The organism is Chloroherpetonaceae bacterium (assembly GCA_033763895.1).
GTDB lineage: Bacteria > Bacteroidota > Chlorobiia > Chlorobiales > Thermochlorobacteraceae > JANRJQ01.
This window is the reverse complement of sequence record JANRJQ010000010.1, coordinates 306,996-329,823: the sequence shown is the minus strand read 5'-3', so window position 1 is coordinate 329,823 and position 22,828 is coordinate 306,996. Positions and strand designations below refer to the sequence as shown.

16 protein-coding genes are annotated in these 22,828 nt (G+C 41.3%); 11 read left to right on the top strand and 5 right to left on the bottom strand.

The window, feature by feature from the left end; all coding sequences use genetic code 11:
* Positions 1-25: 25 nt before the first annotated feature.
* Positions 26-2,980: a TonB-dependent receptor gene (locus SFU91_09485; GenBank protein MDX2129253.1), complete on the bottom strand. Its 2,955-nt coding sequence runs from the start codon at positions 2,978-2,980 to the stop codon at positions 26-28.
* A 233-nt stretch (positions 2,981-3,213) separates the two neighbouring features.
* Between SFU91_09485 and fmt the strand changes: the two genes are divergently transcribed.
* Positions 3,214-4,161 (top strand): methionyl-tRNA formyltransferase, encoded by a 948-nt coding sequence (fmt, locus tag SFU91_09480; GenBank protein ID MDX2129252.1) that lies wholly within the window; start codon positions 3,214-3,216, stop codon positions 4,159-4,161.
* On the opposite strand, the gene hemL is transcribed toward fmt, so the two are convergent.
* Entirely contained in the window at positions 4,162-5,457 is a 1,296-nt protein-coding gene (gene hemL / locus SFU91_09475; protein MDX2129251.1) for a glutamate-1-semialdehyde 2,1-aminomutase, read from the bottom strand.
* A 217-nt stretch (positions 5,458-5,674) separates the two neighbouring features.
* Here hemL and SFU91_09470 point away from each other — a divergent pair, with 217 nt between their 5' ends.
* Positions 5,675-6,598: a DUF58 domain-containing protein gene (locus tag SFU91_09470; GenBank protein ID MDX2129250.1), complete on the top strand. Its 924-nt coding sequence runs from the start codon at positions 5,675-5,677 to the stop codon at positions 6,596-6,598.
* A gap of 7 nt (positions 6,599-6,605) precedes the next feature.
* On the opposite strand, the gene SFU91_09465 is transcribed toward SFU91_09470, so the two are convergent.
* On the bottom strand, positions 6,606-8,486 hold the full coding sequence (locus SFU91_09465) for an alpha-amylase family glycosyl hydrolase (GenBank protein MDX2129249.1): 1,881 nt from the start codon (positions 8,484-8,486) through the stop codon (positions 6,606-6,608).
* Positions 8,487-8,540: 54 nt separating this feature from the next.
* Between SFU91_09465 and SFU91_09460 the strand changes: the two genes are divergently transcribed.
* The 6 genes from SFU91_09460 (at position 8,541) to SFU91_09435 (ending at position 15,405) form a co-directional block, all read left to right on the top strand.
* Entirely contained in the window at positions 8,541-9,563 is a 1,023-nt protein-coding gene (locus tag SFU91_09460) for an aldo/keto reductase (protein ID MDX2129248.1), read from the top strand.
* Positions 9,564-9,878: 315 nt separating this feature from the next.
* Positions 9,879-10,463 carry a gamma carbonic anhydrase family protein gene (locus SFU91_09455; protein MDX2129247.1) on the top strand — a complete coding sequence of 195 codons (585 nt, stop codon included), beginning with the start codon at positions 9,879-9,881 and terminating at the stop codon, positions 10,461-10,463.
* A gap of 13 nt (positions 10,464-10,476) precedes the next feature.
* Positions 10,477-11,853: a hypothetical protein gene (locus SFU91_09450; protein ID MDX2129246.1), complete on the top strand. Its 1,377-nt coding sequence runs from the start codon at positions 10,477-10,479 to the stop codon at positions 11,851-11,853.
* A gap of 388 nt (positions 11,854-12,241) precedes the next feature.
* Entirely contained in the window at positions 12,242-14,095 is a 1,854-nt protein-coding gene (gene secD / locus SFU91_09445; GenBank protein ID MDX2129245.1) for a protein translocase subunit SecD, read from the top strand.
* Between the two features lie 48 nt (positions 14,096-14,143).
* Entirely contained in the window at positions 14,144-15,067 is a 924-nt protein-coding gene (secF, locus tag SFU91_09440; protein ID MDX2129244.1) for a protein translocase subunit SecF, read from the top strand.
* Positions 15,068-15,069: 2 nt separating this feature from the next.
* Positions 15,070-15,405: an STAS domain-containing protein gene (locus SFU91_09435; GenBank protein ID MDX2129243.1), complete on the top strand. Its 336-nt coding sequence runs from the start codon at positions 15,070-15,072 to the stop codon at positions 15,403-15,405.
* Positions 15,406-15,437: 32 nt separating this feature from the next.
* Here the strand turns inward: SFU91_09435 and carB are convergent, their stop codons facing one another.
* Complete coding sequence (gene carB, locus SFU91_09430) at positions 15,438-17,354, bottom strand: carbamoyl-phosphate synthase large subunit (protein MDX2129242.1); 1,917 nt, start codon at positions 17,352-17,354, stop codon at positions 15,438-15,440.
* 330 nt (positions 17,355-17,684) lie between these two features.
* Here carB and SFU91_09425 point away from each other — a divergent pair, with 330 nt between their 5' ends.
* The 3 genes from SFU91_09425 to SFU91_09415 all read left to right on the top strand — a co-directional run bounded on the left by SFU91_09425 (position 17,685) and on the right by SFU91_09415 (position 21,694).
* Positions 17,685-19,829, top strand: coding sequence for a S46 family peptidase (locus tag SFU91_09425; protein ID MDX2129241.1), 2,145 nt, complete (start codon positions 17,685-17,687; stop codon positions 19,827-19,829).
* 145 nt (positions 19,830-19,974) lie between these two features.
* Complete coding sequence (locus tag SFU91_09420; GenBank protein ID MDX2129240.1) at positions 19,975-20,970, top strand: glycosyltransferase family 2 protein; 996 nt, start codon at positions 19,975-19,977, stop codon at positions 20,968-20,970.
* The gene (locus SFU91_09415; protein ID MDX2129239.1) at positions 20,963-21,694 is read left to right on the top strand and encodes a class I SAM-dependent methyltransferase; all 732 of its coding nucleotides are present in this window, start codon (positions 20,963-20,965) and stop codon (positions 21,692-21,694) included. The genes SFU91_09420 and SFU91_09415 overlap by 8 nt, the downstream gene beginning before the upstream one ends.
* A gap of 55 nt (positions 21,695-21,749) precedes the next feature.
* On the opposite strand, the gene SFU91_09410 is transcribed toward SFU91_09415, so the two are convergent.
* Entirely contained in the window at positions 21,750-22,796 is a 1,047-nt protein-coding gene (locus tag SFU91_09410; protein MDX2129238.1) for a T9SS type A sorting domain-containing protein, read from the bottom strand.
* Positions 22,797-22,828: the final 32 nt, after the last annotated feature.

The window sequence follows — 22,828 nt, the reverse complement described above, 5'->3', positions numbered from 1 at the left end:
TTTAATTTTTCGCGTCAATTTTGAATTAGAATGACCAATCGATGGTAAACCGGAACTGGCGAGGAGCAGACACTGCTAAGTTTCCAACGCCCCCTAAATCGAGTGCTCCTCCGGCTCGAACTGTTGCTAGTTCAGGGTCAATCCCACGTGCGCTTGTTCCAAAAATGAACGGATTTCTTACACTAAGCGTGATATTTACACCATCAATAAGATCTTTCGGAACTTTGTAGCGAGCAGAGATTTCCCGAATCTTAAACCAATTGGCCTTTTCAACCAATATTTTTGTGAAATTATCCGTGACATAATTGTCATTTGGAAGAAAGCCCGAGTTGTAATTTGCAATTGAATTTGCGGCTGAATAATCACCCATCTCATTTCCCACAATATCATTAAAGCCTTGATAAAAACGGGTATCGAGGGCTTGATTCAGAATTGAATGACCTGTTGCAAATTCTCCCAAAGCGGTAATGGTAAGGTCGTTGAAAAGTGTAAGGTCAAACCCAAACGACCCAAATGCGGTTGGCGTTGGAGTTCCAAATAATATGGTTTCAAAGTCACCTAAAAATTGACCAAAACCTCCGGCGGGTACTGGGCCATCAATTCGATTTCCATTTTCATCGGTAGGAATTGTTACACGATAAACACCAAGGGGTTGACCTTCCTCGGCACGCATCGGTAAAAATGCAAAACCGCCTATTGTAAATGGTGCTGCACCACCAAGGCTCGTAAGTCGATTAGCTACTGTAGTCAGAGACCCTCGAAGTGACAAAGTATAGTCTTCTTCTTGAAGAACAATTGCTTTGACGGCTAATTCTATACCATTGTTGGTAATGGTTCCAACATTTCTCACTTGGTCTGCCAAACCTCCTGCTGGATCCTCTGGCTTATTTAGCAAACTCGCTGTTGTTTTTTGATCGTAATAGCTGAATTCAACAGAAATTCGATCTTCCCATATACCAAGGTCGAAACCATATTCAATAGAAGTTGTAAACTCTGGCCCTAAATTTCGATTACCGGGGTTGCCAAAAGTTAAACCTCCCGCTGTAGCGTTATAGCGCCCAAAAACAAAAGAACGATCTCTTGAAAATGGATTAGGAGCAAAATTCCCTGTTTTTCCCCAAGAACCACGTAGCTTTAATGAAGTCACAATTTCTTTCAGTGGTTCAAAAAACGATTCATCCGAGATGTTATAAGCTAAACCAACCGTTGGGAAAAATTGAATTCCTTGATCGGTACCGAAAGTCGTATTAATATCTAATCGACCGGCAACATTGATAAATATTTTATCTTGGATTCCAATTTGATCTTGCAAATAAAACCCACCATTGAATAATGCACGGTTGCTTTCTCCTGCGGTGATCGTATTAGCATTGTTGACTTCGGTTGTTCCGGGTATTGGGAAGTTTTGACCGTTGATGAATGATTCGCGATCTTCAATTCTGAATCCTCTTGCACCAAAAGCTAATGTTTGGCTTAAGAACTCGCCTAACATCGGCAACTTGTATGATCCAGCGTACTCGAGGGTAAGCGTAAGAAATTCACGGTCGGAGCGAGCTTGTTCACTCACCGAAAATACTTGTTCAATTACTGACGCAACAGGCACGAAGTTTCTTTCCTCACTTTTTCGATAATCAACCCCAATGGTAAATCGATTCGCCCATTCTGCAACCGGTGAGGTATTGAATGTTAATCCGGAAATCACTCTGTTCGTCACGGTTCGGTAATCAATCAGCATTCTTGGGCGAAATGCTCTTTCAACGGCCGCCGGATCTGTTACATCGATTGAACCCGGATCAGGAAACACATAATTTCCCGGTCTCAGTTCAGATCCTGCTTCTAAGAATGTTAATGGCGAAACATCATAGGCATTTCCCATTAAGGTTCGCCCAAATTGATTTCTCGTAAGATTGGCAAAAAATTCTAAGTCGGATTTTGAAGAGAGAACGGCTTTGATTCCGCCCGTAACATTATAGAGTTGATTGGAAAGTTCGTTTTCAGTGAAAACGCCATTACCATATTGAATGCTTCCGGATGCGTTATATGAAAGCGCCTCATTACCACCCGTCACATTCAGCGAGTTACGATTGAAGTAACCGGTGCGATAGAGCAAATCTTTTGTTCGCTGTTCAAATACAAATTTGGTTTCAGGAACATCGGCACCGCTTTGGTGTTGAAACCGAATTCTGGCATCACCGGCTTTTCCTTTTTTGGTAAAAATTTGGATAACCCCGTTTGCGGCTTCCGCCCCGTAAAGGGCAGATGCAGCTCCTCCTTTGATTACTTCAATTCGTTCGATATCGCCTGTTACTAAATCTGCAAGTGATGAACTAGTTGCGCCGCCTGTTCCATCGGCTAAGCGAAAGTTATCTGCCACATCCACACGAACCCCATCAACATAAATCACGGGCGTGGTATTTGATAGCGCGCTCTTTACGCCGCGGGTTTGGATTCTTGCTCCCGTTCCCGGTACGCCTGTGGCATTAAACGAACTTAATCCCGGAACTTGTCCTTGCAAGGCTTGATCAACGGATGTGATACCCGGTCGGTTAATTTGTTCAGATGAAATTGATTCGACTGAATAAGGTAATTGCTTTTTTGGAATAGCAGCACCTTGACCGGTAACGACAATTTCATCCGAGGTGACCGCGGTGACTGCCATTAAGATCGTTATTGGTTGATTAACCTCCCCAACTGTAACATCTACTGTTGTGGATTTATATCCAACAAGCCGAGCCTGTACTTTATATTTTCCATATGGTACTCGACGGATGACGAATTCTCCATTGACATTGGTGACGCTTCCCAATTTCAGCCCTTCGACTTGAACTGAAACAGCCGTAAGCAATTCACCACTAGACGCGTCTTTAACAATCCCGCGCACTTCACCCGCCATTTGAGCCTTAGCCCCCGAAATAAAAGTGAATAATAAGGTTAGAGCAAAAATCCCCTTCCCTAACTTTTTCCATAGAAAAAGCTCCATTCTTCCTCCTGTTGTTGTTTATTTTGTTGTTGTTCTGCCTTAAGGCAACGACGTACCACTTACCAAACTTATAAGCGTACTTTAATAAATGTTCTGTACAAGTATGTAAGGATTAATTAGAGAATTATTTTGTTAATAAATCCTTTGTCTAATCTATCGAATAAAATAGAATTATACCTAATTAATTTAGGTAATTACATCATTAATACATTTAAATTAAGGAAATCTATTCAATGTTGAATGTTATTTTTTTTGGAACACCCGATTTTTCAGTGCCTTCACTTCGGTTAATCGCTCAAAATCATCATATTAGTCTTGTTGTTACCAGTCCTGATAAGCCACGGCGTAAGGCCACAGACTCGCCGGAGGCAACTCCCGTAAAAAAAGCAGCTATTGAGCTCGGGCTCGATGTAAAAGAAATTGAGGAAGTTCAAGACCCTTCATTTCTTGAGCTGTTGAATCAAAAGAAACCCGATGTTATCGTTGTTGTCGCTTTTAAAATTTTACCAAAAGAGATTTTTTCGATTCCCCCCAAAGGGATTTTTAATCTTCATTCCTCTTTGCTTCCAAAATTTCGCGGCGCAGCACCTATCAATTGGGCTATAATCAAAGGAGAAACTGAAACGGGTGTCACCACTTTTTTTCTTCAAGAAAAGGTAGATACCGGGTCAATGATTCTTCAACGAAGAACAGAAATTAATCCTGACGAAACCGCTTCAGAATTGGCAATACGACTTTCTTACTTGGGTGCCGAAACGGTTGCTGAAACCTTGAAACTTATCGAGCATTCGCAAGTTGTCACGACGCTTCAAAACAATGCCTTAGCTACCAAAGCACCTAAGCTTTTTAAGGAAAACACACAAATAAACTGGCGGCTTACTTCTGAGGAAATCCATAATTTTATTCGGGGGCTTTCTAAACATCCGGGAGCTTGGACAACCTTTGAGGGTAAAACTTTCAGAATTCTAAAATCAAAACGCTCTTCATCAGAAACGACGAACGATACATTTGGGCTTTGGAATCTTACATCCTCATCCTTTATTGTCAATTGCGGCGTTGGAGAAATAGAAATTCTTCTGTTGCATCCCGAGGGAAAGAAGGAAATGACCGCTCAAGAATTTCTTAGGGGATATCGAAAAAAAGAAGGGGAGCGATTTGATATCACTCCCCTGCCATCATAACTAACTCGTATAGATTTCTTTTAATGCAATTTCGTGAGCATGAATTGTGGCATCAATTTCAACCCTCTCATGCTTAATTGAAAGAAACATTGCTTCATATTGAGCTGGAGGCAAGTATATTCCTTGCCTTAGCATTTGATGAAAATACGCCGCAAACTTTTTGGTATCCGAACTCGTAGCGGTTTGGAAATCAGTAACATCTTGATCCGTAAAAAACTCACAAATCATTGACCCTACTCGCTTGATGCAATGTTCAATTCCAAGTTTTCGGTGTGTATCCTTCAATCCTTTTTCAAGTTCGGCAGTCGTTTTTTCTAATAATGGATAAGGATTCTCATCGCGAAGTAATTTTAAGGTGGCGAGTCCGGCACTCATTGCAAGCGGATTTCCAGAAAGTGTTCCAGCTTGATACACAGGCCCGAGCGGAGCCACTGATTCCATTATCTCTTTTTTACCTCCATAGGCTCCAACAGGTAAACCGCCGCCTATGATTTTACCAAAGGTTGTCATATCGGGCTTTATATGAAAAAGCGATTGTGCACCTCCAAGTGCAACTCTAAAGCCGGTCATAACCTCATCAAAAATCAATACAATGTTTTTTTGATTACAAATCTCGCGCAGTCCTGTTAAGAATTCACGTGATGCCGGTACAACACCCATATTTCCACCAATCGGCTCAATTATTATTGCTGCAATATTTCCTGCATTTTCATCGACTAATTTCAAGACTGAATCAAGATTGTTATAAGTTGCATTCAGCGTATCAGCCGCAGTCCCTTTTGTAACTCCCGGACTATCGGGCACACCGAGCGTAAGCGCGCCTGAACCTGCACGAATCAAAAAGGAATCGCCGTGGCCGTGATAGCATCCTTCAAACTTAATAATTTTATCTCTCCCCGTAAACCCGCGGGCAACCCGAATCGCCGACATGCAGGCTTCTGTTCCAGAGGAAGTCATTCGAATAAGGTCAATCGAGGGAACAAGTGATTTGACAAGTTCTGCCAACTCAATTTCCAATTCTGTGGGTGCGCCAAAACTTGTTGTGACCGTCTTCAATGTTTTTTCGATCGCTGCGTTAACAGCAGGATGTGAATGACCTAAAATGAAGGGTCCCCAAGATCCGATGTAATCAATGTATTTGTTTCCATCCGCATCGAAAATATAAGCCCCGTCGCCTCGGGTCATAAATACTGGCGTTCCGCCAACAGACTTAAATGCCCGCACTGGAGAATTGACTCCACCCGGAATTGATTTTTTTGCCCGTTCAAAGAGCGCTTCTGAATTATGAAAATTCATTTCCTGATATTTTTTTAGGTAAACAAAATAAATTTCTTTTATGACTAAGTATTCTCTACTACTTCCCCGATTCAAACCGGTTTCTCCCTCTTTGCTCCGAAAAAGTATAACTGAAAGCGTTAACTTCAGTTGTTTGTTTTTCGTTAATCAAATTTTTTGCTTCGTCGCATTTTTACATTTTGATTTCAAAAAAAAAGATAAAACTCTTCCATACATAATGAATGATGATTATAAACGATATCTGCTTCCTGATGTCATTTCAAAAATTAAATCTTTTGAGCTTCGAGCAAAGTTTATTGTTGAAGGATTTATTACCGGAATGCACAAAAGCCCATATCACGGATTTAGCGTTGAATTCGCGGAACATCGTCAATACACACGAGGGGACGAGCTTCGGCATTTAGATTGGAAAGTATTTGCAAGAACCGGTAAATATTACATTAAACAGTACGAAGAAGAAACAAATCTCCGCGCATTTATTCTGTTGGATACTTCAAGCTCTATGAAATTTCAATCATCGAATGAAGTAATGACAAAAATCGAATATAGTTCGGTTTTGGCTGCCGCACTTTCTTCACTGATGATGGGCCAAAGAGATGCCGTGGGGTTAGTAACTTTTAATACTACTTTGAAAGAATATTTTCCACCAAGTTTGAAAGCCTCTCACTATAACTTGCTTTTGAAAACTTTCGAAAGGATTTCAAAAGGAGTAAAAGAAAGCAGCGGGGAAAAAACGGATCTTGCAACTTCGCTTTCAAACCTTTCTGACCGATTGAAAAAAAGAAGTTTAATTATCGTTCTCAGTGATTTTTGGGATTCTCCGGAGCGAATCGCGTCTGCCCTTAAGCACTTTCATCATCAACATCATGAAATCATTGTATTCCACATTCTTGATCCTAAAGAAAGAACTTTTGATTTCAAAAATTCTTTAGAACTCGTTGATTCAGAAAGTGGGGAAAGAATTGCCACAAACCCGGAGCTCATCAAGCGTGCTTATGCAGAGGCATTTCATCATCATACCGTTTCCTTCGCAAATCCTTTGATGGATTCCGGAATTGAATACACAATGATTGATACCTCCGAACCATTTGATATCGCTCTTCTTTCTTACTTAAAAAAACGAACCCTTATGATGAAGTAACCTCAATTTATGTTTTCACCGTAAAGAGATATCCCGAGCAAGGCTTCAATTCAATCATTGATTCACCACGGTAAATTTTAAATGTTTCTCCATTTATTAAATCTTCCAATTCCCCATTTGTAACCCCAAGCTTCCAAATTGGAAATACCACCGTATAAGGTTTTTCTGCATTCGAGAGAACAACCACCAAAATTTCATTACCACTAAACCTCGCATAAGCCAAAGTATGATTGTCAGCATAAATCCATTGAATAGATCCCCGTTTCAATGCATTGCTCTTTCTTTTTACGTCGATCAACTTCTTAAATAATGCTCTGACTTCAAGGTTCCATTTTTCTTCATTCCACTCCATACAGCGGCGACAGTCGGGGTCGCGATCGCCGGTCATTCCAATTTCATCTCCGTAATAAATACCTGTTATTCCGATGTATGAAAAGAGATAAAGCACCCCAAGCTTAAAGCGTTTCATGTCTTGATGAATGGTATGCATAAATCTTTCACTATCATGAGAATCAAGCAGATTATACATCAAGAGTTGATTTTGAAACGCATGCGAGGTTCGAAACTCTTCCAATTGATTCATCATTTGCTTAGCAGAAAACGAAAATTGAAACTTAAACCCATTATGGAAAGTGGCATCGTGAGCATATTCTTCACCCTTCAACCATTTAATGAGGGGTTTACGGAAACCTGCGTAATTCATTGCGCCATCGAGCCGTGCATCGCTAACAAGTTCCTTTGGGTCATAAAATGTTTCGCCCAAGAGATAGCAATCCCTTTTTTCAGTCTTTAGCGACTTTCGAAATTCTTCCCAAACCTCTCCGTGAAGTTGAACATGTTCGTAACGAGCAGTCATGTTTGCGACATCAATTCTCCAACCATCAATATTATAGGGTTCACGAAGCCAGAAGCGGGTCACCGAATCGGGTAAACGGTACATTTCATCGCGCAATTTTTCAGAACGATAGTCTAATTTCACAAGCGTATCATACCCTTGCCAAGAGACATAATCGTTATTCTTAAAAATAAAGAATTCACGATTGGGATGCAGCGGATCAGAAAATGCTCCGGAGACCGGATACTCTTGATGCTTATTAAACCAAGGGTGACCGCTTCCGATATGATTAATGACTGCATCCAAAATGATTCGTATCCCATTTCGATGCAATTCCTCAACCAGCGCAGCAAAAGCTTCATTGGTTCCAAAGTGAGGATCAACCACTTTGAAATCGCTGGTATCATATTTATGATTACTTGGCGCAGTAAAAATGGGTGTTAAATAAAGCGCCCCAATCCCAAGGTCTTTGAGGTATGGAATCTTCAATCGGATGCCTTCAAGATCTCCTCCAAAAAAATCATACCAAGTAATGTCCAGCTCGCCCCATTTGCGCGCTCGTGAGGTGAAATGTGGATGTTTAATTTCTCCGGTTTGAACATTGGTTTCAGAGTTGCCGTCATAAAAGCGATCAGGGAAGATCTGATAAAAAATGCTATCGATCGCCCAATCCGGATTTTCAAAATCTGAAATCACTGTAAAATCGCGCTCATCCGTTGGATGAAAGTCTTTCAAACCCGTTTGATTATACCAATATTGATATGCTTTTCCTTCCTCTTTCGTGTAAATCATAAATCGATATTTCAAAATTCGACTTGGAATTTTCACTTTGGCAGAAAAAGTTTTAAAGAAGTGATCTTGCTCTTGCTCTTCATGCATTTCTTCCAAATACTGCTCTCCCTCCGGTGCAAGCCTTAAAAAGACGCGTTCAACTGGCGCATGTACCCAAACTCTAAGTTTAATTTTGATATCTTCACCCAATTTGGGATTTTGGGGGATAATAAAATTTTCTGACCCATCACTAAATATGGTTTCTTTCCAATCAATAGCCATAAATTTGATTAATTAAATAACTTGGTTTTTAGAAACGAAGCAACACAAATTCAAATGAATTACAAACTTCTCGGAAAATCAGGACTTCGTGTTTCTGAATTTGCTTTAGGTACGATGACTTTTGGAACAGAATGGGGATGGGGCAGCGACTATGAAACTTCAAAAAAAGTCTTCGACACTTATGTTAAAGCAGATGGTAACTTTCTCGATACTGCCAATCGATACACCGAAGGCACAAGTGAAAAATGGCTCGGTGAATTCATTAAACACGACCGCGATAAATTTGTCGTTGCCACAAAATATACACTCTTTGACCGCCAAGGAGATCCATCTTTTTCGGGAAATCATAAAAAAAACATGATGCGATCTGTTCGCGATAGCCTGAAACGCTTAGGCACTGATTACATTGATTTGCTTTGGGTTCACGCGTGGGACTTCACAACACCAGTTGAAGAAGTTCTTAGAGGGCTTGACGATTTAATTCGCAATGGCTCCGTTCTCTACATCGGTATCTCCGATACACCGGCTTGGGTTGTTTCACAACTAAACACAATGGCAGATTTACGGGGATGGTCAAGATTTATTGCCTTGCAAATTGAATATAGTTTGCTGCAACGCACACCTGAACGTGATTTACTTCCAATGGCCAAAGCCTTCGATATGGCTGTAACACCTTGGGGAGCAATTGGCGGAGGGGCACTAACGGGAAAATACCTTAAAGGGGAATCGGGACGCGTGCCGACACACAGCGCAAGGCGAAGCGATCGAGCCAATTCAATCGCTACCATTGTTTTAGAAGTTGCCGAAACTTTAGGCGTATCTCCTGCACAAGTGGCAATTCAATGGTCTCGTCAAAATAATCAACAAACGATTCCGATTATCGGCGCAAGAAGTGCCGAGCAACTTGAAGACAACCTTAAAACACTCGGTGTGGTCATTCCACCTGAGTTGATGACGAAGCTCAACGATATCAGCAAAATTGAATTAGGGTTTCCGCACGATTTTCTCACCAATGAACCTACTCGTAATGTCATATTTGGAAGTACGCAACATCGTATCCAAAACCATCGGGTTTAATTCTCACGATAAACTTTAATGCATTATATCGAATCTGAAAAATATGAAAGGATTCCATTTTCCTTTTTTATTTATGAGAAATAAACCTTTATCTTACAGAAGTGAGAATATTTGCTCGTCACACCATATTTAAAAATGTGATAATTATCACATCGACTTCTTAAATACAAGGGTTACTTTAATCCCTTCACTGATGATTCAATTCTTGTTGAATTTGTCGCTGAGGATGACTTAGATATTAACGCTGCTGTATCTATCGGTTTCACATTTTTTTCAGTCGATTTCTGTCATAATTAAAGCACCATTTCATTTTTGATGCCGAAAATTTTACCCTATAAAGGCGTTTTTCCATCTATTGATCCAAGCGTTTTTCTTGCTGAGGGATCATTTGTTATTGGTGATGTTACTCTTGGGAGAGATACAAGCGTTTGGTTTAATGCCGTAGTAAGAGGGGATGTTTGTCCGATACGAATAGGAGCAAGAACCAATATTCAGGATAATTCTACACTTCATGTAACTCATGATATAGGCCCTTTAACGATTGGCAATAATGTTACCATAGGGCATAATGCCGTTTTACATGCTTGTACCATTGAGGATTTCTCATTAGTTGGAATGGGATCAATTTTGCTTGACGACTGTCATCTTGAACCCTATTCTTTCGTTGCAGCTGGTTCGCTCGTTAAAAAAGGGTTTCGTGTTCCATATGGAACTTTAGTAGCAGGAACACCGGCTAAAGTGATGAGACAATTAACCAACGATGAACTTCGTTCGCTTGAAGAATCAGCAGAAAATTACATTCGGTATTCTACGAATTATAAATGCGATACCGAGTACTTAGCACTTACGAACCGAGCCAAGGATTCACATTTTTCCATTGGCCTTAAAGAAAATAATTAAGGAGTTAACCCTTATGAGCTTGACGGTTAAACCGCCTAAACGAGTTGATTATAACTTTTATGCCTTTGGTAATGATATTTATCGAATCGGCGGCCCAGAGCTCTCGCTCTGCGCTTATTTGGTTGAAACCTCATCTGGGCTCATTCAAGTCAACACGGTTCCCGAACTCTTCAAATCTTATTTTCCCCACATAAAAAAACTCCCAACCGCTGTTTGTATGACTTCACCGCTTGTTTCGCAAACAGGCGACACCCAAACGGGTTTCGAATTTGAACTTTGGACTTCACGCTTTATGAACTTCCAAAACCCGCATAAAGTCAAATTCCTTGGAGCAGAAAATGTGCTCAAATCGCTTTATAGCCGGTTAGAAATTACAATGAATGGTGATTTTGTAGAGGATTCCAATGGTGTCAAGCAAGCTTCCTTTGTTGACCGCCGTTGGGTTGATGATGTTTTTGACTGGCAACCTGTTAAAGATGAATTTATCTTAGGGAAAGTTGTATGTCAAATTGGGAAAGACAGTGTCAAAATTTTTGATAAAGGGAAAATCGTTTTCGATTCAGACATTTATCCCACAATGAGTACCGAAAATGCCGGGACACTTTATGTTGATACCCTCCTCTCACAATTAAATCCACCTTCTTTTCAAGAAAAATTAAATGTGATTGTTGTTGGTAATGGCATCGGAACCAAACCCGGCATCACAAGCAACTTTATTGTTCGGTTTGGCGATCGGATTATGTGGATAGATCCTCCGGCAAGAATGTTTGAAAAGGCGGTCAATATTGACATTCACCCCGACTATATCACTGATTTTATCATCTCCCATTGTCATGAAGACCATATCGAAGGATTTAGCTCCTCGCTTAAGCGCATCATCGACCGTGGAAACAAAATGCGCTTGTTAACGACACCTCAGATTCTTGTGCAGCTCAAAACAATTTTCGATCCGATTTTTGGCGGAATTGAACCTCACATCGATTTCCTTGATATTAATGACCGTTCGATGACTTCAAATTATTTTGGTTGCAATATTGAAGTACGCGAAAATTATCACCCCATTCCAACGCTTGGCTTCAAATTCAGTTACAACGGAAGAAAGGTGGCCATTTCTGGTGATATTCTTTACAAAAAAGTGATTCTTGACTCACGCCTTAAAATCGGAGCCATTAATAAAGCGACTTATGATTTGCTCGCCCCATCGTGGTATTCAGATGCAGAATTTTTACTTCACGATACCACCGTCGTTAAAGACCCGGTTCATACCGATTTAATGGATGTTGAAGAAATCGCTCAAGAACTATCTCATTTACCGGTTCACGCTTATCACTATGGCTCCTCCTTTGAGTCGTCGTTAGTTCGGGCAACAAATCCGGGGCTAATTCTTTAATTTATAGAGTCAATACCATTTAAGTACATATCACTAAACAACGAAATTCGACTTCGAAAAGCACAATAATTTCAACTTTAGCCTTTTTTCCTCTCATTTCTCTTTTTTGCCCACAATATTCCAATGGTCATCACGATAAAGCGTTGGAAGAGTTGTAAAGAAGTCTTAACTTTGCGGCTCTTTTTTCAAGAGGTCTTGAAATCATTCGTTCATCTTGTTTGAACTTATTTTGGATTTCAGTTTTCGAAATTTAAGGAATCATTTTCCGATCGGTTGTTACTAATTGAGTTATTAAGAAAAGTTTTCAAAACATATTTTTTTCAACTAAACGATTTAATCTTACAGGATTGATCTCCAAGCGATGAAGAAAAATCAATTCCGAATTTTTTTGACACTGGCGTTAATTCTATTCTCCGGTGTACTGCTATATCCAACATTCCAAAGCTATCGATTTACAGGTAAGCTCGCTTCTTTCAGCACACCTGAAGACAGTATTGAATATGTCAATTCAAACCGCCAATCCATACAATCAGCGCAAGACAAGCAATTGAAACTTGGCCTTGACTTGCAAGGCGGAATGCACGTGGTCCTTGAAGTTGACGTACTTGGTCTCATTGAAGCTCAAGCAAGAAACCGTGATGAATCTTTCGATAAGATTTTATTGGGTGTAAAACAAGAAATAAAAACCAACAGCACGCCAATTCCAACATTGCTTTCAAATGCTTTTGATGCAGAGGGATTGCGTTTAAGCCGCTATTTTTATGATGATCTTCGTGCTTCGAACGCAGAAATTACTGCGAAACTTCTCTCTGAATCGGAATCGGCAGTAAACCGTGCAAAAGAGATTATCCGAAACCGTGTTGATCAATTTGGCGTTGCTGAACCCACAATCACCACGCAGGGAGGCCGAAGAATTATCGTTGAGCTTCCCGGCGTTTCTGATAAAGAGCGTGTTCGACGCCTCTTAAAGGGAACCGCAAAACTTGAATTTAAATTGGTTCGTGATAATGCACTTGCTTTCAAAGTTTTGCAAGATGTCAATACCTATTTGGCAAAAGCTTACCAATTCGATTCGCTTGGTGCACCGCTTCCGGATTCTCTTTTATCGGTTGCTGCACTTGCACAAAAACGGTTACAAGATTCACTTTCCACGCGTCCGGATTCTTTAAAATCACAAGACGAATTAAAGCGTGAAAATCCACTTTTTGCTTTACTTGGCGTTGAGCAAAACCTGATTTACACCACCGAAATCAACCGCGTCAAACTTCAAGAGCTTCTCACAAGACCCGATGTTCGCCGGAGAATTCCTACCGATTTTGATTTTGCCTTTGATGCACGGCCTTTTTCAAACACCGAAGACGGGCTTAAACTATACAGGCTTTATTCTCTCAAACGAGAAGCTGAACTTACAGGAAAGAATATCACCGAAGCCCGCTCGACAATGAGTATCGACGGCTCTCGCCCCGAGGTTACGATGAAAATGGATGATGAAGGCGCAAAAATTTGGGGCCGTGTTACCGGTGCTAATATTAATAAGCAAATCGCGATTGTGCTTGATAACACGGTTTTCTCAGCGCCTGTGGTTCAATCTAAAATTGCCAACGGCAGCTCGGTTATTAATGGTCTTGAAAGTATGCAAGAAGCGAGTGACCTTGAAATTGTTTTAAAAGCAGGTGCGCTTCCTGCGCCGGTGATGATTGCTGAAGAGAGAACTGTTGGACCTTCGCTCGGTGCCGATTCCATTAGAAATGGAATGCTATCGCTGCTCTTTGGTTTTGTTACCGTGGGGCTTTTTATGATTGTTTACTACCGCTCTGCTGGTATGATTGCAAATTTAGCTCTCGTATTCAATATCGTTTTTGTGATTGCAGCACTTGCCGGATTTAGTGCCACACTCACGCTTCCGGGCATTGCCGGGTTAGTGCTTACGATTGGTATGGCTGTTGATGCCAATGTGCTCATTTTTGAGCGCATTCGCGAGGAATCTGGGCGAGGTAAAATGATGAAACTTGCTATCGACCTTGGATATGACAAGGCTTTTTCTGCAATTCTCGATTCACACGTGACAACCTTTGCTGCCGGTGCCCTTTTATACTTTTTCGGAATTGGGCCAATTAAAGGCTTTGCCGTAACCTTAATGATTGGAATTGCGGTAAGTCTTTTTACTGCCATTGTCATTACCAAAATTGTTCTTGATTGGATTCATGACCGTGAGCAAACCTCATCCGTCTCATTCGGCTAAACAATCAAATTCAAGTCAATAATAGGAATTATATAATCTTAAATAGAAATGCGACTTTTACACAACACAAATTTTGATTTTATCGGTAAGCGAAAAATCGCTTATGTGATTTCTGCAGTCATGCTCTTTGTTGGATTAGGTTCAATGGCCATCCGCGGATTCCATTACGGAATAGACTTCAAAGGAGGAACTGAAATTGTTCTACGTTTTCAAGAACCGGTTGAAATTGCAAAAATCCGTGCAATTGCTTCTTCAGTGGAAATAAGCGGGGTAATCAAAGAATTCGGAAACCCTAAAGAAGTAATGATTACTACTGATTTCAGTGGCGATTTAAATGATTTACAAGGGCGATTGGAAACCGGCTTAAAGCGGGAACTTGCACAAAACCCTTTTGAAATCTTGAAAATTGATGCCGTTGGTCCAACAATCGCCAACGACCTCAAATTATCGGCCGTTTATGCTCTTTTAGGCGCTTTGGTAATTATTCTTATCTATGTCTCTTTCCGTTTTGAGTTTAAGTTTGCAGCTGCGGGTGTTTTCGCAATCTTTCATGATGTTCTATTTGTAGCAGGGCTTTTTAGTCTCTTTGGCGGGGTCTTTAGTTTTATGTCTCTTGAAGTTGATTTAACCGTAATTGCCGCCTTTCTTACAATCGTTGGATATTCGATAACTGATACAGTCGTCGTTTATGACCGTATTCGCGAGAATTTAAAGATTAGAAAAACCGAGCCTTATGAAAAGGTATTCAACGATAGCCTTAATGAAACTTTAAGCCGAACCATTATTACATCAGGTACTGTTCTTCTTTCTGTCTTGGTTCTTTTTATTTTTGGCGGGTCAATTATCAGAAGTTTTGCTTTTGCGATGTTAATTGGAATTTTTGTTGGTACTTATTCCTCAATCTTTATCGCTTCAGCGATTGTTCTTGATTGGCAAGAAAAATCGGGAGAAAAAATCAAATTAAGAGGATAATCATGCTCTTTAGCAAAAAGCAAATTGGCGAAATTCTCGTGCTTGAATTTCAAACAGATGTACTCAGCGGCACAGATGCTCAAGAGTTTCATCAAGCCTTGCGTTTGCTCCTTACTGAGGGCTCGAAGCAGTTTGTGGTTGATCTCGCCAAGGTTTCATATATGAATTCTTCCGGACTTGGGGCTATGACATCGGCACTGACATTTGTAAAGAATTCAGGCGGAAATTTGAAGTTGTGCCAAGCATCGGAGAGAATCAAGTCGCTTTTTGTGGTTACAAAGCTCGATCGAATTTTCGAGATTTATGAAACCCAAGACGAAGCAGTTGCAAGCTACTAACTACTAAAAGTGAGAACTTTTCAAAAGCCCGATTATCGGGCTTTTATATTTTTTGCGCCTTTTTGTTTGGTGACTCCTTTGGAACTTGGATTTCGCTTTGGCGAGATTGCTTTTGGCTTTTTGTATCCCAAATAGTCTTGAAGAGATTTCACGCGAAACGATGATTTTCTCAATTCTTGAATACCAGCAAGTGCCGCTTCAGCGGTTTCAATCGTTGTTGCATAAGCAATTCCCGAAAGTACAGCCGCAGTTCCAATCGCCTCTTCATCATATCGGGAGCGCTCACCTAAGGGCGTATTGATGACAAACTGAACTTTCCCCATTCGAATTACATCAAACACATTTGGGCGACCTTCGCCTACTTTGAAAACGGTTTTGCAATCGATGTCGAATTGACGCAAAAATGCAGCTGTGCCAGAAGTCGCCATAAACTCAAATCCACTCTTTTCATAAGCGGCCATCAAGCGGGCTGTTAGAGCATTTTTATCCACATCACTAAGGCTTACGAGTACAGTTCCCGATGTCGGCAATTTATTTCCAGCACCAAACGCTGCCTTTGTAAATGCCTCACCGAAGGAAGTTCCTAACCCCATTACTTCACCGGTTGAACGCATTTCTGGACCTAAAAAAACCCCAGACTTCAAGAATTTTGAAAATGGAAAAACCGGTTCTTTAACGGCGATATGCCCGAGCTTTAGTTCATCGCAATCTTTAAGTTTCAGCTTTGTGATTAACGGTTGAAGCTTTTCGCCAAGCATGACACGGCAAGCAATTTCAATCATAGGCGTTCCGGTAGCTTTTGCCACAAATGGCACTGTTCGGCTGGCTCGTGGGTTCACCTCAAGGACATAGACCTTTCCAGCCTGCACGGCATACTGAACATTCATCAGTCCCGATACCTTGAGGGCTTTCGCTAATTTGCGGGTATAGGTTTTCATTGTTTCAATCACTTTCTTTGGGGTATTGTGGGGAGGCAGAACCGAAGTCGAGTCGCCGCTATGTATTCCGGCAACTTCAATGTGCTGCATAATCCCCGAGACAACTGTGTCTTTTCCATCGGAGACGACATCAATATCATATTCCACCGCGTGCTCCAAAAATCGATCAATGAGAAGCGGGTGCTCATCTGAAACCTTTAATGCTTGCGCCACATAATTTTCAAGCGCTTCTTCAGAGTAAACAATTTTCATTGCCCTTCCGCCCAAAACATAACTTGGCCGAACGAGAACGGGATAACCAATTGAATGTGCTGCTGCTTTGGCTTCATCAAGATTTCTTGCCGTGCCATAAGGCGGATGCGGAATCTTGAGCTTTTGAAGCAATACGCCAAACTTCTCTCGGTCTTCAGCGACATCAATGCCCTCGGAGCTTGTGCCCAAAATTCGAACACCGGCTTTGGTTAAAGCCGTCGATAACCGAAGAGGGGTTTGACCGCCAAAACTGACGATCACCCCGTAAGGCTTTTCATGTTCAATAATATTCATGACATCTTCAAAGGTGAGAGGCTCGAAGTACAGTTTATCCGAAACATCGTAATCGGTAGAAACCGTCTCGGGATTGCAATTCACCATAATGGTTTCAATTCCCATTTTTTTGAGCGTGAAAACCGCTTGAACACAGCAATAATCGAACTCAATGCCTTGTCCGATTCGGTTTGGCCCGCCGCCGAGAATCATCACTTTTTTCTTCTCACTTGATACGGATTCATTCTCCTCTTCATAGGTGGAGTAATAATAGGGTGTTGTTGTATCAAACTCCGCAGCACAAGTATCAATTGTCTTGAAAACCGCCTTCACCCCAAAGTAATTGGCAAGCGCACGAATATTCTCAGGCTTGGCATTAAAAATATTGGCGAGTTGAACATCTGAGAACCCATTCTCTTTGGCTTCACGAAGCTTTTCAGCTGTAAGCTTGTGAGACAAGGCTTCTTCAATAGATGTTAATTGCATTTTCTTTGGATGTGGTTGAAGAGACTTCATTGTAAGTGCGCTTTGTTTTGGGTTATTGACGAATGATTTCTTTTCAGACATTGATTGTGCTTTTAAGATCAAGTTTCAGTGGGATAAGAATTTACGGGTCATTAAACTTTGCGTGCAAAAATAGGGAGAAGGTTCTAACTTTTTATCATTCATTGAAAAATTCCCAAAGAAAAAAGTGACATTTTCACTGAGATACTTGTAAAATGAATATGAGGAAACCCGTTTCACTTCTTAAATTCTTATTCAGTGAAACGCCGACTGTTTCCACTGTAAGTGACGTTTTAACCAAATACCATTCATATGCAATCACATTTTGCCTCGAGAAAGGCCTCTTTGAAAGGCTTGCTATTCTCATTTGCTCTTTTGCTTTCTTCGCTGCTGCTTGCTCAAGCCCCTTTCAATCCCGATACAGTTAAACCCGGAAAATTTGATAACGGGAAAATGTGGACTTTTGAAAACCCACCTTTGAAATATTTTGAAAGTGAATATGGCATTAAAGCAACAGAAGCTTGGCTGACCAAAGCAAGAAAAGCATCGCTTCGATTTACAGAGGTTGGCGGAACCGGTTCGTTTGTATCCCCAAATGGATTGATTATGACCAATCATCATGTGGCTCGAGAGGTTGCAATGAAAACCGCAAAAAAGGGCGAAGACATGAATGCCAATGGCTTTTCAGCGAAATCACTTGCTGAAGAACGCCGCGTTCCGGGTCTTTTTGTTGATCAATTAGACCGGATAGAAGATGTCACGGCATTGGTCGAAGCCGGTATGGCGCAAGGGAAAACCGAAGCTGAAAAGGTCAAATTGCGTGATTCAATGCTTGCTGTTCTTAAAGTTCAATATGGTGAAAAACCGGAATGGAAACCCCTTGAAATTCAAACGATTACCCTTTATAGCGGCGGTCGCTACTCGCTTTATGGATTTAAACGATACAATGATATTCGATTGGTTTTTATTCCTGAACTGCAACTTGGCTATTTTGGTGGCGATCCGGATAACTTCACCTACCCGCGGTATGCTATGGATTTCTCCTTCTTCCGAGCTTATGATGAAAAGGGCAATCCGTGTAAAACACCCGATTTCTACCGCTTTAACATCAATGGCGTAAAAGAAGGCGAACCCATCTTTGTTGTTGGAAATCCCGGAAGAACCGAACGCTTGAACACCGTTTCTCAACTTGCTTTAAGCCGCGATTTCATTTTGCCACTTCAACTTCGGCTTCTTCAATCCCGCTCTGCGATTCTCAAAGCCTATAACGAAACGGCGAAAAGCGATAGCATTCTTAATGAAATTTTTGGATTAGAGAATGGCATAAAAGCCTACTCCGGTCAGCTCCGAGGGCTTCAAGATGGGTATCTTTTTGCCCGAAAAAAAGCGTTTGAGGCTCGCTTTCGTGTTGACCTTGCAGCAAATCCAAAATTCGCGTCAGATTCATCCTTTTGGAGCGAAATGGAAACTTTAGTTCTTGAAACCAAAAAATCGATTCCGGATCGTATTGTTTTCAATTCTCAAGATGTCGGTTTACAAAGAGCCTATGCCTTGCTTTCAGCCGCTCAAGCCAAAGAACGCGGTCAAACCGAGCAATTCGAAAAAATTAAGGCTGGTGTATTAGAAGAAATGAAAAACAGCTCGCCGGTTCTTTCTTTAGATGAGCAATTTCTTGCATTGCATCTTCATTTGGCTCTCGATTATTTAGGGGCCGAAGATGAATACACCAAAGCATCACTTCAATCAAGCTCTCCGGAGGCAGCGGCCAAGATGCTGATAAAAGAAACCAAACTTTATGACCAAGCCGCAGTAGAAGCCCTTTTTAACTTATCACAAAAAGAACTCACACAATCCTCAGAGCCATTTCTTAAACTGGGTACAATCGCCTTAAGAAGACTTCGCTTGGCTGGCGCGAAACAACGAGAGTTACAAGCCAAAGTTGCAGTACTTCGCACGCGCCTTTCGAAAACATTTTTTGAAATTTATGGAACTGACACCCCACCCGATGCCACTTTTTCGCTTCGCATCAATGACGGCGTTGTAAAGGGTTATGATTACAACGGCACCACGGCGCCGTTTCAAACCACATACTATGGTCTTTACGACCGATATTACTCCTTCAATAAACAATTCCCTTGGTCGTTGCCCAAGCGTTGGGAAAATCCTCCCAAAGAGCTCTTGAGCGCACCAATGAATTTTGTGTCAACCAACGATATCATCGGCGGCAACAGCGGAAGCGCCGCGGTCAATAAAAATCTGGAAGCCGTTGGCCTTATCTTTGATGGAAACATCGAAAGTTTGCCCGGCTCATTTATCTATACACCTGAAGCCAACCGCGCCGTTTCGGTTCATACCGGCGGGATTGTCGCTGCATTGAAATACATCTATAAAGCGGAGAAACTGGTTAAAGAACTCACAAGCGAAACCCCAAAAAATGAAATCAAGGCTGGTAAATAATCCTTTCAATTGATTTACACTGAATTGGTTGATTTTAATAAAGCCATCATTTCAAATAGAAGTGATGGCTTTTTTATTTACTCTTTTTTCGATTCATTGTGAAGCGTATCTTCGGTTCAAATTTTGACAAGCGTTTAATTCCTATATGACACATCGGCCTGAAGGCGCATTTTTCCACGATATTGATCTTTCTGTCGTCATTCCTGTTTTTAACGAAGCGGAGCTCATTGATACGCTTTACGATCGTTTGAAATCAAGCCTTGAACTGCTTGCCGTTCGTTTTGAAGTCATCCTTATTAACGATGGCAGCCGTGATGAAACACCACGACTGCTCGCTGAAATCGCCCAAAAAGACAATCGATTCCGCGTCATCCATCTTGCGCGAAACTTCGGGCACCAAATTGCCATTACCTGCGGCATTGACCACGCTTCAGGGAAAGCCGTAATGATTATGGATGCCGACCTTCAGGACCCGCCCGAAATCATCGAAAAATTTTATTCGAAGTGGAAAGAAGGTTATGAGGTGATTTACGCCATTCGCCGCAACCGTAAAGAAAATGCCTTGAAACGCCTTGCTTATTCAAGCTTCTATCAATTGCTTCAAAAAATTACTTCCATCGAAATGCCACTTGACTCCGGCGACTTTGGCCTTATCGATCAAAAAGTGGTTCAAGTCTTGCGCTCACTCCCCGAGCGAAATCGGTTCGTGCGCGGGCTTCGCAGTTGGATTGGCTTTAAACAAGTTGGCTTAGAATACGAACGCGATAAACGCTATGCCGGTGAAGTGAAATACACACTTTCAAAACTCATGAAGCTTGCACTTGACGGCATTTTCTCTTTTTCATTTGCCCCGCTTCGGCTTGCAACCTACTTTGGGCTTACCGTTTCCTCGCTTAGCTTTATTCTTGGAATTATTTACCTCATTCAAAAACTCACCGTTGGCATTCAGCCAGAAGGCTGGGCTTCAACGATGGTCATCATTCTCTTTTTGGGCGGGGTTCAACTTCTTACCATTGGGATAATAGGTGAATACATTGGCAGAATCTACGATGAAGTGAAATCGCGGCCGATTTATCTGATCAGTTCACAAATCGGTTTTCCTTACAAAACTATTGATAGAAAGGAAAGTCAGAATGGATGAATCGTTATATCACGAGTTTTATGAGGTCGAGCGGTCGCATTGGTGGTTTCAAGCGCGAAGAGAAATTCTTTACACACTCGCCCTTCAATTTCTCGCCCCAAAATCAAAGCTTTTAGATATCGGCTGTGGCACCGGCTACTTTTTAGAAAAAGCGCAAGAAGCATTCCAAGTTTGGGGTGTTGATGCTTCGCCTATTGCTGTTGGGATGTGCCAAAAGCGGGGCTTAATTGGCGTTTCGCAAGGTTCACCCGAAAATCTTTCAGCCGTTCAAGGCAACACATTTGATGCCGTGACTTTCTTCGATGTCATCGAACACTTAGACGACGACTTGGGTGCGCTTCTTCGCGCAAAGGACTTGCTTTCTTCTAAAGGCTTGTGTCTGATTACCGTTCCGGCGTATCAATGGATGTGGTCAAAGCACGACGACCTCAATCATCACAAACGCCGCTATACCAAGCCCCAATTGGCCCGCGTAATTCTGAATGCGGGATTCGGGATAAAGAAAATTTCCTATTTCAATTCCTATCTCTTTCCGCTTGCGGCTGCAGTACGAACGATTAAGAAAATTCTGAATATGCAAGAAGGGAATGAATTTGCCATTCCTTCTCCTTTTGTAAACAACTCCTTAAAATCGATTTTCCAATCCGAACTTAGCGTTCTCAAAACTTCGTCACTTACCTTTCCTTTTGGACTTTCAATTATCGCGATAGCAGAAAAAAAGTAAGACAAAAAAAGACGCCCCGAAAGGCGTCTTTTTCAATCTTATTAAATTGTGATGTTTACTTAATGAGCATCATCTTCAATGTTTTGGTAAAGCTACCCGCTTGGATGCGATAAAAATACACGCCGCTTGAAAGATTACGAGCATTGAATGTTACTTCATAATTTCCGGCATCCTTTGTTCCATTCACCAAAGTTTGAACCTTCTTACCCAAAATATCATACACATCAATCGACACATTGCCCTTTTCAGGCAATTGATACTTAATGCGTGTGCTGGGGTTGAACGGATTCGGGTAGTTTTGTGATAAAGCAAACTCTCTAATTCTTACTGATTCTTCTCGACCAACTGAAAGAGTTTTGTTATTAATGAGGTGGTAATAGGTATTTATTAATAAATTTATACCATTTGATGCTGCAATATCCCTAACCCAATCTTGGTCTGTGTTCATGACCACCACACCGCCATTTGGCGTTGGTTTATAATAAAAACCTAATTTATTTGCACCTTTTGACAAATAGGTTTTCACTTGATTTTCATCGGTCGTGCCTGCAACGCCCCACCAATAGTAGTTTAATGGCACAGTTGGATTTGGAATATTTGATAGTGAAGTTGAAATGGTCACCGGTTTTTGATCTCCGGTAACGCCCGCGCTCCAAGAGAAATTTCCGCCTAAGCTATCGACAAGCCGTTTAAACATGATATTTGTTTCATAGGTCGTTTGATACTCTCCTTGCAGGTACAGTGACCTTCCGGAACGAACATACTGAATCAAATTATTACTTCGCGCTGTGGTGATGTTATTCACTGAGGTTCCTTCACCATAAATAATGACATCGTACGTTTGCATCACAGTTAGTGAATCCAATATCGAATAGGTATTTTGAACATTCAGTGAATCTCCAAAAGTGGATGCGGCACTTTTCCACGCAGCAAGAATGCTTGACTCCCAATTTTGTGTGATAAGAATAATCACTTTTTTTCCTGTTCCGGCGGTGCTTACTCCTCGAGCTGGATTTTCTAAGTTTAAGGGTTTCACCGGCCGAAGTTCCGGCCCGCCCAAAGGTGTGGTTTGCCCATTTACCTCAACGAAGACGCTGATCATGAGAAAGAAATATATAATTAACGATTTCGGTG